We start from the raw sequence: 12,949 nt of genomic DNA, 5'->3' as shown, positions 1-12,949 counted from the left end.
GGGCGGGCCCGGTCGATCAGTTCGGTAGCCGCATTTCCAGCCAATGCACCGCCAGAGAGATGCGCCCGCCCGTGAACGTGCCGCCCTCGGCCGTGACGATCAGCGGATCGGCCTGGTAATAGGCCATGGGCGAACCAAGCATCCCCCTTGCCCATGAATCCTGCTGCTTGCCAAGGCCCTGACCGAAGCGGTTCAACGCCCCCGCCGTACCAAGACGCCAGCCGGTCAGCGAACCGGTCAGAGTGGCCGTAACCCGCCCGACAGCTCCGATCACCAGCGCACCCGCCGGGATGAAGACCCCGGTCACCGTGCTGCTGCCCGTGCCCAAGATGACCTCGCCCTCGGCCATCCCGGTGACCAGGCCCGACCCGCGGCTTCCCATGCTCATCGCGCCGACGATCCAGGCAGTGCCGTCATGAATGGCCTCCACCCCCCTGTCGGCGACGAACGCGCGCATGCCGCGGGACGGCGGCAGAAAGACCCACCCGCCGTTCGATCCGACGGCGATGCGCCCCGTCTGCCCCACCCATGCCCCCGTGGGCGCCGCGGGAACGCCCCAGCACTGGCCATCCAGAACTGTTGCCGGGGGCGTCTGCGTCGACACGCTCTGCAATACAAGGTTCACCATGCCGTCCAGCCGCATCAGCGCCTCGTTGACGGTGACGTGCTTCTGGGCCTGCGCGGGCTGCAACAGGGCCATCTGAAGGCGCGCGGTTTCACTGGGCATTGAAGTCTCTCCTTGCAAAGGGGCCGCGCCCGAAGGTCTGCGACAATTGAGCCACCTCGATCGTGACCTGTCCGGGCTGCAACTGGTCGCGGACCGCCGCGGGGATGGTCCATGACGGGGTCTGCGTCTGCGCCTCGGCGACGACTTGTCCCGCCTGGATCAGGCGCAGCAGGTAGCGTTCCGATTCCTCGCCAAGCGGAACGTCGGCGCCGTCCCAGCCATCACCCTCGATCCGGCTGCGCCTGATCCAGGTGATGTCATTGTCCTGCTTGCGCAGGTGGCAGGGCGCATAGGGCCGCAGCCCGATCCCCGGCGCGACCGTCGTACGGCTGCGGTAGCTGGCGTCGTCCGGCGCCCGCAGGGCCGGACCCACCCGCCAGAACCGCTCCTGGCCGCGAGTGGAGGGTGGCAGGTCGACCTGGCGCGGGCCGCCATCCAGCAGCACGACCAGACTGCCAGCGGGCCAGACATCCGGCATGATCGCATCCGTGCCGGCCTGCCCACGCAGGCGGCGGCTGATCTGCCAGGTGTCCGGCGCCACCAGCTCTGCGTTCGCGAACTGGATGATCTCCCATCGGATCAGGCTGCCGTCCCCGATCGCCATCGCGTTCGCACCCGACAGCAACGCGCGTTCGTTCACGGACCGCAACGGATCGCGAAGCATCCGCAGACGCAGCGGTTCGCCCCGGTCGATCAGACCCGGGCTTGCACGCCCCAATGGCGTCAGCGTCCGACCGATCAGGGCACGGCGCTGAAGCATCAGGTTCAGGTCGAACCCGCCCTCGGCCTCGGCGGAGCCATAGACCGCGACCGATCCCGGCCAGGGATGGGCCGCGACCGCCAGCCACGGGGCATGCGGAACCTCGTCGCCCCGCAGCAGGGGCAGGTCCATGAACACCGGGAACACGGGCATCGGCGGCAGATACCGGCCGATACCGCCCTGATCCTGATGTGCCAGACGCGGCGTGTAGAGGCCGGGATCGACCCTGACGGCATCGACCGTGATGGCTCCCGCCCGCTCGACCCGGTCGATCCGCCAGCGGCGGCTCTCCTGCCCCGGCATATGCGTCACGACAACGTCGCCAGGGCCAAGATCCGCACGTGATGGCGAAAGCGCGAACCGTGCCGTATCGCGCGCCACCTCGGCCTCGGCGATCCAGCGGTCGGTGATGGCGCGCCCTTCCGGGCGGGTCAGCACCATGGCAAGTTCGCTTTCGGACACGGCGCGACGGTCGATATCCGTCAGGCTGGCCTCGGCCGTCGCGACCGCATAGTCGCCCCCTGCCGCGACATGGCTCAGGCGCAGCTGATCGATGTTCGCGGATTCCATCTGACGGACGGTCTCGAACCCGGTCACGTCGCCGGTGATGGCCAGGTCATCGGGTCCGATCTGCGCGCGTGCCAGTCCGTCACGCGAGACGAACTTCAGCACGCCGTCGCGCTCTACCGCGTCAAACCCATGTGCCAGCATCAGGGGCTGCAATGCCGCCCGCCCGGATTCGGAACCCTGCAGGGCATAGCCCCGCACCACGCCTGATATTCCTGACATATCGACGGCGCTTACACCCGCACCCTTGCAGATGTCCGTGACCACGGCGCGAAGCGTGACAGCGCCCGCACGCCCGTTCAGCCAGTGTCCGCGATCCCACGCAGGACCGTCCGACCACAGATCGCCGCGCCCCGGAAAGGCCGGATAGGGCCGCGCGTCCCAGCACCAGACATGCGCGCGGTCCACGTCCAGCATCCGCATGCCATCGGCATTGACCGGGTTGTTGGCCGGGTCGCGCCAATGCGCCATCGTCGCCTCGACATAGGCGGCCTGGATCGCATCGTTCCGCGTACCGTTGGAGAAATGCGGCAGCATGCTCTCGGACGACATCGCGTCCAGGAACTTGTTCGGCTGGTTCGTCGCCTTGTCCAGGGCGGCGCAGCCGAACTCGGTGAACCAGATCGGCTTCGACCCGGGCACCCATGCGGTCGCTTCTCTTTGCCGCACACCACCGGGGCGGTTGTAGTGCAGGTTCTGCCACCAGCCCGTCAGGTCCTTGTAACGCCAGACCCAGGCCTCGTCATAGGCACCGTCCGTGATAGGCGTACGGTTCTGTGTCAGACGGTCGGCGTCGCTGGCATAGAACCAATCGTACCCCTCTCCTCCCGCGACATTGGCGCGCAAATAGTCGATATTGTCGATCCGACCCCAGGACGCATCCAGATGGTCGTCGCCATCGCGCCAGTCGGACAGCGGCATATAGTTGTCGATGCCGATGAAATCGATGTTCGGGTCTGCCCACAGCGGGTCCAGATGAAAGAACAGCTCTCCATTTCCGGGGTGATGGCCAAAATATTCCGACCAGTCACTGGCATAGCCGATCTTGACGTTCGGCCCAAGAATGCCGCGGACATCTGCAGCCAGGCGGCGCAGGGCCGCAACGGCGGGATAGGTGTTTCCCGGACCGCGAATCTGGGTCATCGCGACCATCTCGGACCCGATCAGAAAGGCATCGATACCGCCCGCCGCCGCGCAGACATGAGCATAGTGCAGAATGAACCGCCGGTACGACCATTCGGCCGGACCGGAATAGGTGACGGTCTCACCGATGCGCGCGAAATCGGTCGGAGCAGCCGATCCGAAGAACGCGGCCACCTGATCGACGGCGGCCAACGTGCCGTCGGTGGTGTCGGTCCGGCCGGGGGCGACGCTGGTCGTGATGCGGCCGCGCCAGGGCATGGCAGGCTGTTCGGTCGCGCCGTAAGGGTCGGTCAATCCATTGCCGCCCAGTTGCTCCATCAGGATGAACGGATAGAAGATCGCCTTGCGCCCCGACGCCGACAGCGCCCTGAGCCCCTCGATCACCGAGCGGTCAGACGGCGTGCCGCCATAGATCGGACGTCCATCCTTGCGCGCGACCTCGGCCGCGTCCGCACGGCCGATGCCACCCGCGCGCCACGGCATCTCCGCCCCGTCGACCTGACGGTATTCGACCTTGGGCTGCACACGGCACTGACCGATGCGCAGATCGCTGCCGAACCAGGACACGATCAACGAAACCGAACCCACATTCGGCAGTTCGCGCCCCAGGACATCCAGCGATGCACGAAAGTCGGTCCCGCCCATCGGCGTGTTCGTGTTGAAGCTGCGGCTTTCGCCCAGGTCACCACTTTCGGTAACCGGCGTCGTGGCCAGCGAATACTCCCCCGTGCCGGGGATCAGGGCGACGGCTCGGACGTCGCGCGACAGGCCGCTGCCGTCACGCGCCGGGCATGTCACCTCAAAGCTCAGTTGCGGCATGCGGTTGCCCCACCGCTCCAGGCTCAGGTTCTCCAATACGACATAGGCCGTCCCGCGATAGGCGGGGGCCGCGTCGCCTTCGATGGCGGCGATCACGGGGTCCGGCATCTGCGCCTCGCCACCACGATAGATCCGCATGTTCAGATCCGCCTGTGCAATCTCCTCGCCATCGGCCCAGACCCGGCCCACTGACAGGATCGGACCTTCGGCCAACGCCAATGCGACAGACAGACGATAGCTGATCTGGGTCACCTGGGTGCTGGGCGCGCCCTTTCCACCACTCGCATTCTCGGACCGCGTGACCTCTTCAAGGTCGGATGCCCAGATGACATGCCCAGGCAGGCGCATTTGTCCCCAGATCCGGGGGATGGCCATGCCCTCTCCGGCTGTCTGGATGCGAAGGCGGTCGATCCGGCCCGTCTCGACGGCCTTCGCCCCACCGCCCAGCAGGCGCTGATCGATGGCACGACCCAGGACGGCTCCTGCTGCACGGCCCAGAACGGCACCCGACAGCCCAAGGACCGCCCCCCCGAAACCTCCGCCAAGCGACGCACCCACGGCAGACAGGACAATCGTGGCCATAAGGGCCTCCTTCGTTCGAATTGGTCAGGGAAAGCGGAACCGCGCCACGATCCTGGATTGCCACGGAGGGGTCAGCGGACTGTCGATGACACCGTGGCCGGTATAGGCATGTAGAAACCGCGGGGCATCGCCCGCGGCCGACAGGATGCCCAAGTGCTTGGCGATGGCGCCCTGCCGCATCCGAAACAACAGCACCTGCCCAGGCTGCCAGTCCGCATCATCGACCGGACGCAGGTGCCGCATGGCCGCGGACAGCAGCACTTCGATGCTGCCGCATTCGGCCCAATCGGCGGTATAGGCCGGAGGCGCCTCGGGCTCCGCCCCATACAGGTCGCGCCAGACGCCGCGGATCAGCCCGAGGCAATCGGCACCACAGCCCCGGACGCTGGCCTGATGGACATAAGGCGTGCCCAGCCACACCCGGGCGGCATCGACGACCGGGCTATCCATTCCGGCGTCCTGCCTGAGGCGCCATCAGCCAATCCTCGGACGGCAGATGAGGAAACCCGCGAAAGTTCAGATGATTGCGAAACTTCAGCCGACACGTATCCGCAGCCTTGTCGCATCCTGCCGTCAGTCGGATCTGGTCGCCGGTGGCGGGCAGAATGCCCAGACTGGACCACAGCTCGATAATCCTCTGGCCACCGGGGCGTGCAGTGTCGTTCTTGATCGCACCATGCAGACCTTGCGCTGCTCCGGACAGAACCTCCAGCCGCCCATGATCGAACCACGCCGCGTCAAAGGCCGGAAATGCGGTGAACGTGAAGACGCGTCCATCGTCCATAACCTGAACCTGGCGCAGCACGCTCAGACTTTCCGCGCTCAGGTCGACCCTGCACGCCCCATCGCCAAGGCGCGCGCTGCACCGGGGATGATAGACGCGCCCCTGCGGCGCGTTCAGCGCGTCTGACAGGCCGCGAAGCTCGGCGCGGAAGGCCCCGTTCGCACGCGAGACCTCGCCCAAAGACCCGCGAAACACCAGTTTGCGACGGGCGACATCGCCCCAGTCGACCTCCCACATACGCAGTTCCGCCTGGTCCCACCGACCGGCCATCAGGTCGCGCTCGGTGATCGCATCATCGTTCAGCGCCCCGACCGCCTCGGAGTTGTCGACCGACAGTCCGGTTCCCTGAACCAGCGCCCGCGCGGTCAGGCCGCGGTCAGGGCGGAAGGTCACCCCGCCAAAGACCAGCCGCTGGTCATGATCGGTAAAGCCAAGCGTCAGACCATCCGCTCGGCGCACGGACCAAGCCCGTGCAACTGTCGTCGTCGTCATACCCGAACCTCCACGACCGGAATGTCGGGGACCTGCCCGGCTTGGAACGACGCGACGGATACCGCGATCCGATCCGTGTCGAAGCGCACCGGAACGTCGAATTCGAACCCGGCAGAGATGTCCGCGCCTGCCTCCGGGGCCTCGTCAAAGATGATGCGTCCGGCAACATGGTCCACGACATAGTTGATGCCGACGAACACCTCGGCACCCCCGATCCCGGCGCGCACGGAACCCTGGACCGGCTTGGTCACGGGCCGACGATAGACCGTCGCACCGGATCGATAGGCCTTCGACAACGGAAAGACGCGCGTTTGCCCGTCCCCGACCGCGATCACCTGATCGCCGAATGCCGGGGCCGCTGACGGCAGACAACTCTTGTAGTCGGACCAATCCTTCCACCGAAACCCGTGCAGCTGCCCCGCACGCGCCTCGAAAAAGGCGATGACCTCCGACAGGTCGTCCAACGACCTCAGGCCCATGCCCGCGTCAAAGCGGCGAAGCGCATGCGTCCAGGGGGTGTTGCGCTCCTCGAACCCGCTGGCCAGCGCCACGATCTCGGTGCGCCGCTCGGGACCGCCGATGGCGCCAAAGGACAGGTTCGTCGGAAATCTTACGTCGTGAAACGCCATCTTCTGCCTCCTCTCAGCTGTTTCGCTCGCCGCGGGCCAGCACGCGCGACATCTGCGCCGCGATCTGCGACTGGCTGCGCTGGAACCCGGCCACGTCGGGGGTCTGGATGTTGAACGTCACGTTCACCGATCCCCCACCCCCGGCTGCGGCGACGCCAAGCTTGCCATCGGGACCGCGCCGCAGCGGCATGATCGCCTCGGGCCCGGCCTCGCCCATCAGCCCCTGACCGCCGCGCATCGGAAATGCCGTTGGTCCGGAGACGACATCTCCGGCCATGGTGCGTCCGTTGGCGAATGCCCCGCCCTTGGCAAAGGGCATCACCCCGCCCAGCATCCCGCCGATGCCGCCCGCGATCGACCCTGCCAAAGCGTTCTCGACGGGCTTCATGGCGATGCCATAGACGGTATCGGCCAGCGACTGCCCAATCGATTTCAACGCGTCCGACAGCTTGCCGCCGTCCAGGACCAAGCCGTCGATGGCGCGGCCCAAGCCACGCTCAAGCCCCGAGGACAGGGTACCGACCTCGCGCGTGGTGAACATCATCGACTGGCGCAATCTGCCCAGTTCCGCCTGGAACTCCTGCGTCATGCGGGAATTGCGGCCCAGATCGTCGTCCAGTTGGTCCAGCGCGGTGCCGGTCCCGTCACGTGTGGTCATCTTGATGATCCCCCGTCGTTTCAGCCAAGACCACGCCCGCCGGTGCGGGCGCGTCGGGATATCGGGCTGCAAGATCGGCCAGCCGGTCACGGGTCATGCGGGGTGCCGTCGGACCCATTCCCAGCATCAGGCCCAACTCGGCAGGGGTCAGTGCCCAGAACTGATCGGGATGCAGACGCAGCCCCTGCAGGCCCGCCCTCATCAGGCCCGCCCAGTCCAGCCCCCCGACGCGCCCGTTCATGCAGGCGCCCGAAAGGCCAGGGCCAGCAGGCGGGCGGCAACGCGGGCGGCCTCCAGCGGACCACCGTCGATCTGCACCGCTGTCAGATCACCCGCCTGCCCCGTCCAGCCCCCGCCGCGCAGCCCGGCCACCAGCACAGCCAAGATCTCGCGACTGTAGAAATGCCCGGCGTCAAGACGGGCGACCAGCCCGGTCAACCCGTCCGCCTCAAGCTGCGCCTCCAGTTCGGCCAGGGCGCCCAGGGTCAGGCGCGCGACATGCGGCCGGCCATCCAGCATCAGCGACACCTCGCCGCGCATCGGGTTGGCCATCACAGCGCCACGAAGGTCAGCGCCCCTGCCGAAGCCAGCGACATCTCATAGGTCGCCTCTCCGTCGTGGCTGCCCGCGTACTCCAGGCCGGTGATCTGGAACCGGCCCTCCACGGTGCCGAAATCAGGGATGATGACCTGGAACAACGGGATTTCGCTGTCAAAGAACGCCTGGCGGGCGCGCCCGTCGGTGGCCGCGTCGCGGAACACGCCGGATCCGGCGATCGACGCGCTGCGCACGCCGGCACCGCCCAACAGCTCGCGCCAGCCACCGGCGCTGTCCATGCTGGTCACGTCGACGGTGTCGGCGTTGAAGGACAGGCGCGTCGCACGCAGGCCCGCCACGGTCTCGAACGTGCCGTTGCCCGACATGTCCATCTTGATCAGCAGATCACGTCCGCTTTGCACTGCCATTGTCCCATCTCCTCAGTTCAGATCGATGCGCGCGCGAAAGGTCAGGTCGACCTGACGAGCCGCGCCGCTTTTCACCCGCCGCGCGGTTGCGCGCAGGAACCACAAACCCGCCAGCTGTCCGCGCGACAGCACCAGTCCGCCCGCCTCCAGCGCATCGGCCACGGCGACCGCTGCGGCCTTGACCGCGCCGAAGCCCGCCCCACTGTCGCTGCCCGCCATGACCGAGATCACGAAATCATGCCGCGATCCGCGTGCCGTGGAGTCGCTGGCGTCACGCACCTCCTCGGGACCAAGCGAGACATAGATCCCGCTCGGCGCCGTCACCGGCATCGCGTCGAAGATCGCATCGCCCACCAGATCCGCCAGCGCCTCGTTCGTGCGCAACTGCTGATAGACGGCCGCCCGCAAGGCGACCCCTGCCCCATAGCTCATGTCAGATCCTCCTCGCGCGCAAAGCAGTCCAGATACCGACCGGACGGATCGCTCTCCGCGACCGCCTCGATCTGAAACAACCGTGTTCCCTGGCGCAGCCGCTGCCCGGGCCGCGGGCGTCGCGCATCACCCACAGGCGCGGCGCGCAGCGTGATGCGCCATTGGACCACGCTGATCATTCCCGCGCCGGTCCCCTGTTCGCGACCCGACCGCGCCTCCATCTGCGCCCACAGCCAGCCCAGTTGACGCCACCGCGTCTCATAGCCGCCCAGGCCGTCCTCGATCCGGTCGGATGTCTCCAGCGCCAGCCGCGTCGACAGGTTCACAGCGGCCATCAGCGCCACTCCCGGCTGCCGCGCCCGGCCAGGGTGCGGACCGCGCGCCAGCGCTCGATCAGCGCGCTGACACCAAAGGGCAGTGCATGACGCAAACCATCCTGGCTGCGATCGTCGTAATACCGCGCGGCCAACAGGATGACCGCCTGCGCCAGATCCGCCGGAACCTGCGACCAGGCGTCCCCGAAGCCCGCAAGGAACGTGATCGTCACCGTCCCCCGCCGCGGAATCGACGGCAGCACGACCCCGGTCGGCAGGATCACGGGGCGCTGTCCGTCCGGGACCAGCCGCCACCCCTCGGGGGGCAGTTGGGTCAGCGTGCCGTTCCCGTCGTCGATCTCGATGCGCTCGACCGAATGCACGGGCGCCAGCGGCAGCGACTGGCCAAGCCGGTCGCGCCAATCGTCCAGCTGCATGCGGAACCGCCGCTTCAGCAGCACCTTGCCGGTGCGCCCCTCGATTGTGGCGATCGCTGCACGCAGAAAGCCCGCCAGTGCCGCCGTCTCGGCGGCGTCGTCGGGCCCTTCGAAACCTTGGGCCAGACGCAAATGCGCGCGCAGGGCGGCCACCGGCAGCGCCTCCGCCGCGGGCGCCGTTTCCTCTATCAGCATCATGTTGCGAACCTCCCGTCGTGCCGTCCGCATGTTCCACCAAAGGCGGGGCCCCCGAACGGGGCCCCGGCTGTCTTGCAGGCAACAGGGAAGCGGGGCGCGCCGCACGCCGGCCATCAGCGCGCGCGGACAGTTGCTAAACCGGAATGCCCGGCACCAGGCGCGCCCCTCCCTCATCCGATCCCTCGGGGGATCAGATGAAGCGCAGCAGCCTGACGGCGCGGAAATCGGTGATCCCGCCGCCGACACGCTTGGTGGCATAGAACAGCACGTGCGGCTTGGCGCTGAACGGGTCGCGCAGCACGCGCAGGTCGGGACGCTCGACGATCGTGTAGGCCGCGCGGAAATCACCGAACGCGATCGAGAACGAGCTCGTCGTCATGTCGGGCATGTCCTCGCTGATCATCACCGGATAACCCAGCAACTGGGGCACCTGGCCCACGCTCAGCGCATCGGTCCAAAGGAAGCGGCCGTCGGCATCCTTCATCTTGCGCACCCGCGCCGCCGTCTTCGAGTTCATCAGGAACGAGGCGTTCGAGCGATACTCCGCGCCCAGAGAGTAGATCAGGTCGATCAGGCAATCCATCGGCGCAGCGGCCGGGAAATCGCCAGCCGCGGTGGTGGCGACGAAGCCGATCTGGGCCGTGGTCGCGGTCGCCGCAGGCGCGGTGGGATAGCTCAGCAGGCCGCGCGGCTTGTCGACGCCGTCGCCGCGCAGAAAGGCGTTGGCCTCGGACCGGGCGAACTTCTCGGCGATGCGCTCGGCCAGCCAGCCCTCGACATCAAAGGCCGCATCGTCCAGCAGGCGCTGGCTGGCACGCGGCATCGCGGACAGCTCGTGGACCGGGATGGCGATGCGGTCCAGGGCCGAGTTCGCGGTCTCGACCGTGGCGGCCTCGGTCGCCCAACCGGCGCCCATGTCGCCACGCTCGACCAGCGCCTCATAGACGCTGCCCTCGATGGTCACCACGTTGGCCAGACGGCGCAGCGACGACGTCGAATGCAGCGTGTTCTGCACGGTCTCGGCAACCTTGGGTGCGGCCAGAAAACCGCCGTCGCTGGCCACCGACAGCGCCTTCTCCTCGATGGCCAGACCGCGCAGGCCGTCATCGTCGCCGCTGCGCAGATAGGCGTTGAACGCCTTCTGGTGGGGCACCTCGACCTCTGCGGTGGCGGACAGGGGCGCGCGGCCCCGCAGGGCGGTCTTGCGGTCGATCATGGTCATACGCTGTTCCTGTGCGTTGAGCTTGGATTGAACATCTTCACGAAAGCCTTTGAGTTCGCTGACGAACCCCATCATGGCCCCCTTCAGGTCGGCGGGCATGTCGCCGCCGCCCGCGGCCTTCACCTCGGTCATAGTCTTCTCCTCGTCACGGTGATCGGGGCCGCGCCCCTGTCGTCGGACCTCCCGCACGGGACCGGTCCGAACCTGGTTGACGGACCGGGATGCACCCGGTCCGAAATCTCATGCGCCGCGCAGGGCCTGTGCCGCCTGCACGAACAGCGCCGCGACGTCGCGCATCTCGTCGCTGTCCTTGCGGTCCACCTTGGCCTCGGCCAGCATCGGGAAGGTCACCAGCGACACCTCCCACAGCTCGACCTCGGCCAGTACCCGCCGCCCGGCCTTGTCGCGTTCGGCCCGCAGGGTGCGATAGCCGATGGACAGCCCGTCGATCGCACCCGCCTGGATCAGCGCCGCCGCCTCGCGGGCCTGCGCCACGTCGGGCAGCAGGCGGCCCTTGACCCACAGGCCCTTGCCGTCCTCCCGGACCTCGTCCCAGACCCCAATGGGGCGGGTCGGATCGTGCTGCCACAGCATCCGCACCTTGTCGCCGCGCGCAGCGATCCGCGCCAGCGACGCGGCAAACGCGCCGGGCAGCACCGCATCGCCGCCCTGATCGGTCAAACCGAACAGGCTGGCATAACCTTCGATCACCTGACCGTCGGTCAGCACGGGCGGACCGCCCGCGAACTTCATCTCCAGACCCGGAACCATCCCTCAGCCTCCTTTCGGCGCATAATCTAGAATACCCTGGACGGCCTGCGTCAGGATCACGGCGACCACGCCGTAGACCGTCATCCACAGCCGCCGCTCCAGCCCTTCGATCATCGCCTCGATCCGCTCCAGGCGCTTCTCGACCTGGCCGAACTGCAGCGCCATGATCCGTTCCTGCGCCTCAAGACGCGTGTCGTGCCACAGCCCGTCCTTGACGAAACGCGACCCTTCCATGCCTCACGCCCCGTCCAGGGGCGGCAGGCCCAGCAGGGCGCGCTTTTCCGCATCCGTCAGGAAGCTCGCACCGCTGATGCGAGCCCATTGCTGGTTGCGCTCCTCGGCCAGGGCAGGGATCTGGTCCAGATCGGGGCGCAGCTCGATCTCGGCGCCCAGATGCTCGGACAGCCACCAGGCGACCGCCGCCGACACCCGCGTCGCCAGCGGCAGCACCGTCAGGCGGAAGAACGCCCGGTGCGCCTCGGCATAATTCGCATAGGTCGCGTCCCCCGGAATTCCCAGCAGCATGGGCGGCACGCCAAAAGCCAACGCGATCTCGCGCGCCGCCGACAGCTTGGTCTCGTGGAACTCCATGTCGGACGGGCTGAAACCCATCGGACGCCAGTCCAGCCCGCCTTCCAGCAGCATCGGACGGCCCGCATTGCGCGCGCCCTGATGGTTCATCTCGATCTCGCCCACCAGGCGGTCGTACTGCTCGGCGCTCAGCACCCCCTGCCCATCGACCCCCTTGTAGATGATCGCCCCACTGGGCCGCGCCGCATTGTCCAGCAGCGCCTTGGACCAGGCACTGGCGCTGTTGTGCACGTCCAGCGCGACGGCAGCCGCCTGCATCGGCGACAGACCGTAATGGTCGTCCTGCGGGTGGAACGCCTTGACGTGGCAGATCGGGTCGGGGCTGCCGGTCATGTCGAACCGGTGCTTGCGCCCGCCCACCGCATATTCATAGGCCACAGGCCAGCCATCCGCACCGGGCACCACACTCATGCGGTCGGACCGCAGCACGTGCAGTTCCTCCGGGATGCCCGTGGCGTCCGCGCCCACAGCCTCCAGATAGCCGTTGCCCGACAGCAGGATCTGCCCGAACAGCGCCTCGAACAGCTCGGCCCGGCCCTGGCCCGGATTGGGCCTACGCAGCAGGTCCAGAACCGGATGCACCTCATAGCGGTGGTCGCGATCCGCGCAGATCATCGGCACGGCCGCCGCGGCCTCGGCGATCAGGCGCACGCTGCGAAAGCCCACCGGGTTCCCCATGAACCCGCCGCGCGTCAGCGTGCCCGTATCCCTGGCCGACCAGACAGGGCGCCCGGACCCGCTGGCGAATGCCACGACCCGGCCCGTCGCACTGGCCTTCCTCTCTGGCGGGGGGGATGATTTTTCCTCCCGCGAAAACAATCGAAACGCCATGCTCGCCTCCATGCCTCAGCCATGCGA

16 protein-coding genes are annotated in these 12,949 nt (G+C 67.7%); all 16 read right to left on the bottom strand.

Annotation, left to right across the window (positions count from 1 at the left end; all coding sequences use genetic code 11):
- Nucleotides 1–16 precede the first annotated feature (16 nt).
- Complete coding sequence (locus PRL19_RS12090; RefSeq protein WP_273743118.1) at nucleotides 17–727, bottom strand: DUF2793 domain-containing protein; 711 nt, start codon at nucleotides 725–727, stop codon at nucleotides 17–19.
- Nucleotides 717–4,598 carry a baseplate multidomain protein megatron gene (locus tag PRL19_RS12085; RefSeq protein ID WP_273743117.1) on the bottom strand — a complete coding sequence of 1,294 codons (3,882 nt, stop codon included), beginning with the start codon at nucleotides 4,596–4,598 and terminating at the stop codon, nucleotides 717–719. The genes PRL19_RS12090 and PRL19_RS12085 overlap by 11 nt, the downstream gene beginning before the upstream one ends.
- A 24-nt stretch (nucleotides 4,599–4,622) precedes the next feature.
- Complete coding sequence (locus PRL19_RS12080) at nucleotides 4,623–5,048, bottom strand: NlpC/P60 family protein (protein ID WP_273743116.1); 426 nt, start codon at nucleotides 5,046–5,048, stop codon at nucleotides 4,623–4,625.
- Nucleotides 5,041–5,874: a DUF2163 domain-containing protein gene (locus tag PRL19_RS12075; protein WP_273743115.1), complete on the bottom strand. Its 834-nt coding sequence runs from the start codon at nucleotides 5,872–5,874 to the stop codon at nucleotides 5,041–5,043. The genes PRL19_RS12080 and PRL19_RS12075 overlap by 8 nt, the downstream gene beginning before the upstream one ends.
- Entirely contained in the window at nucleotides 5,871–6,503 is a 633-nt protein-coding gene (locus PRL19_RS12070; RefSeq protein ID WP_217844466.1) for a DUF2460 domain-containing protein, read from the bottom strand. Before PRL19_RS12070 ends, PRL19_RS12075 begins: the two co-directional genes overlap by 4 nt.
- A gap of 13 nt (nucleotides 6,504–6,516) precedes the next feature.
- Nucleotides 6,517–7,161 (bottom strand): phage tail tape measure protein, encoded by a 645-nt coding sequence (locus PRL19_RS12065; RefSeq protein ID WP_127898341.1) that lies wholly within the window; start codon nucleotides 7,159–7,161, stop codon nucleotides 6,517–6,519.
- Nucleotides 7,148–7,402, bottom strand: coding sequence for a rcc01693 family protein (locus PRL19_RS12060; RefSeq protein ID WP_273743114.1), 255 nt, complete (start codon nucleotides 7,400–7,402; stop codon nucleotides 7,148–7,150). The genes PRL19_RS12065 and PRL19_RS12060 overlap by 14 nt, the downstream gene beginning before the upstream one ends.
- Nucleotides 7,399–7,713, bottom strand: coding sequence for a gene transfer agent family protein (locus PRL19_RS12055; RefSeq protein WP_273743113.1), 315 nt, complete (start codon nucleotides 7,711–7,713; stop codon nucleotides 7,399–7,401). Before PRL19_RS12055 ends, PRL19_RS12060 begins: the two co-directional genes overlap by 4 nt.
- Nucleotides 7,713–8,126 carry a phage major tail protein, TP901-1 family gene (locus tag PRL19_RS12050; protein ID WP_045999351.1) on the bottom strand — a complete coding sequence of 138 codons (414 nt, stop codon included), beginning with the start codon at nucleotides 8,124–8,126 and terminating at the stop codon, nucleotides 7,713–7,715. The genes PRL19_RS12055 and PRL19_RS12050 overlap by 1 nt, the downstream gene beginning before the upstream one ends.
- A gap of 12 nt (nucleotides 8,127–8,138) precedes the next feature.
- Complete coding sequence (locus PRL19_RS12045) at nucleotides 8,139–8,558, bottom strand: DUF3168 domain-containing protein (protein ID WP_273743112.1); 420 nt, start codon at nucleotides 8,556–8,558, stop codon at nucleotides 8,139–8,141.
- Entirely contained in the window at nucleotides 8,555–8,893 is a 339-nt protein-coding gene (locus PRL19_RS12040; RefSeq protein ID WP_273743111.1) for a head-tail adaptor protein, read from the bottom strand. The genes PRL19_RS12045 and PRL19_RS12040 overlap by 4 nt, the downstream gene beginning before the upstream one ends.
- On the bottom strand, nucleotides 8,893–9,507 hold the full coding sequence (locus tag PRL19_RS12035) for a head-tail connector protein (RefSeq protein ID WP_045999353.1): 615 nt from the start codon (nucleotides 9,505–9,507) through the stop codon (nucleotides 8,893–8,895). The genes PRL19_RS12040 and PRL19_RS12035 overlap by 1 nt, the downstream gene beginning before the upstream one ends.
- 190 nt (nucleotides 9,508–9,697) lie before the next feature.
- Nucleotides 9,698–10,861 carry a phage major capsid protein gene (locus PRL19_RS12030; RefSeq protein WP_273743110.1) on the bottom strand — a complete coding sequence of 388 codons (1,164 nt, stop codon included), beginning with the start codon at nucleotides 10,859–10,861 and terminating at the stop codon, nucleotides 9,698–9,700.
- 108 nt (nucleotides 10,862–10,969) lie between these two features.
- Complete coding sequence (locus PRL19_RS12025; protein ID WP_240542390.1) at nucleotides 10,970–11,500, bottom strand: HK97 family phage prohead protease; 531 nt, start codon at nucleotides 11,498–11,500, stop codon at nucleotides 10,970–10,972.
- Nucleotides 11,501–11,503: 3 nt separating this feature from the next.
- On the bottom strand, nucleotides 11,504–11,734 hold the full coding sequence (locus PRL19_RS12020; protein ID WP_045999356.1) for a GTA head formation protein, RCAP_rcc01685 family: 231 nt from the start codon (nucleotides 11,732–11,734) through the stop codon (nucleotides 11,504–11,506).
- Nucleotides 11,735–11,737: 3 nt separating this feature from the next.
- Nucleotides 11,738–12,922 (bottom strand): phage portal protein, encoded by a 1,185-nt coding sequence (locus PRL19_RS12015; RefSeq protein WP_252930649.1) that lies wholly within the window; start codon nucleotides 12,920–12,922, stop codon nucleotides 11,738–11,740.
- Between the last annotated feature and the right edge of the window lie 27 nt (nucleotides 12,923–12,949).

This window comes from Paracoccus marcusii (assembly GCF_028621715.1).
In the GTDB taxonomy this organism is placed as follows: domain Bacteria; phylum Pseudomonadota; class Alphaproteobacteria; order Rhodobacterales; family Rhodobacteraceae; genus Paracoccus; species Paracoccus marcusii.
The sequence above is the reverse complement of the archived record's forward strand: the minus strand, read 5'-3'. Positions and strand labels throughout refer to the sequence as shown.

Bases quoted from the DNA above. Each gene is read 5' to 3' on its own strand.
- PRL19_RS12085 (WP_273743117.1), bottom strand. From the start codon at position 4,598: ATGGCCACGATTGTCCTGTCTGCCGTGGGTGCGTCGCTTGGCGGAGGT.
- PRL19_RS12030 (WP_273743110.1), bottom strand. From the start codon at position 10,861: ATGACCGAGGTGAAGGCCGCGGGCGGCGGCGACATGCCCGCCGACCTG.
- PRL19_RS12060 (WP_273743114.1), bottom strand. From the start codon at position 7,402: ATGAACGGGCGCGTCGGGGGGCTGGACTGGGCGGGCCTGATGAGGGCG.
- PRL19_RS12040 (WP_273743111.1), bottom strand. From the start codon at position 8,893: ATGGCCGCTGTGAACCTGTCGACGCGGCTGGCGCTGGAGACATCCGAC.
- PRL19_RS12015 (WP_252930649.1), bottom strand. From the start codon at position 12,922: ATGGCGTTTCGATTGTTTTCGCGGGAGGAAAAATCATCCCCCCCGCCA.
- PRL19_RS12055 (WP_273743113.1), bottom strand. From the start codon at position 7,713: ATGGCCAACCCGATGCGCGGCGAGGTGTCGCTGATGCTGGATGGCCGG.
- PRL19_RS12065 (WP_127898341.1), bottom strand. From the start codon at position 7,161: ATGACCACACGTGACGGGACCGGCACCGCGCTGGACCAACTGGACGAC.
- PRL19_RS12090 (WP_273743118.1), bottom strand. From the start codon at position 727: ATGCCCAGTGAAACCGCGCGCCTTCAGATGGCCCTGTTGCAGCCCGCG.
- PRL19_RS12045 (WP_273743112.1), bottom strand. From the start codon at position 8,558: ATGAGCTATGGGGCAGGGGTCGCCTTGCGGGCGGCCGTCTATCAGCAG.
- PRL19_RS12035 (WP_045999353.1), bottom strand. From the start codon at position 9,507: ATGATGCTGATAGAGGAAACGGCGCCCGCGGCGGAGGCGCTGCCGGTG.
- PRL19_RS12025 (WP_240542390.1), bottom strand. From the start codon at position 11,500: ATGGTTCCGGGTCTGGAGATGAAGTTCGCGGGCGGTCCGCCCGTGCTG.
- PRL19_RS12075 (WP_273743115.1), bottom strand. From the start codon at position 5,874: ATGACGACGACGACAGTTGCACGGGCTTGGTCCGTGCGCCGAGCGGAT.
- PRL19_RS12070 (WP_217844466.1), bottom strand. From the start codon at position 6,503: ATGGCGTTTCACGACGTAAGATTTCCGACGAACCTGTCCTTTGGCGCC.
- PRL19_RS12080 (WP_273743116.1), bottom strand. From the start codon at position 5,048: ATGGATAGCCCGGTCGTCGATGCCGCCCGGGTGTGGCTGGGCACGCCT.
- PRL19_RS12050 (WP_045999351.1), bottom strand. From the start codon at position 8,126: ATGGCAGTGCAAAGCGGACGTGATCTGCTGATCAAGATGGACATGTCG.
- PRL19_RS12020 (WP_045999356.1), bottom strand. From the start codon at position 11,734: ATGGAAGGGTCGCGTTTCGTCAAGGACGGGCTGTGGCACGACACGCGT.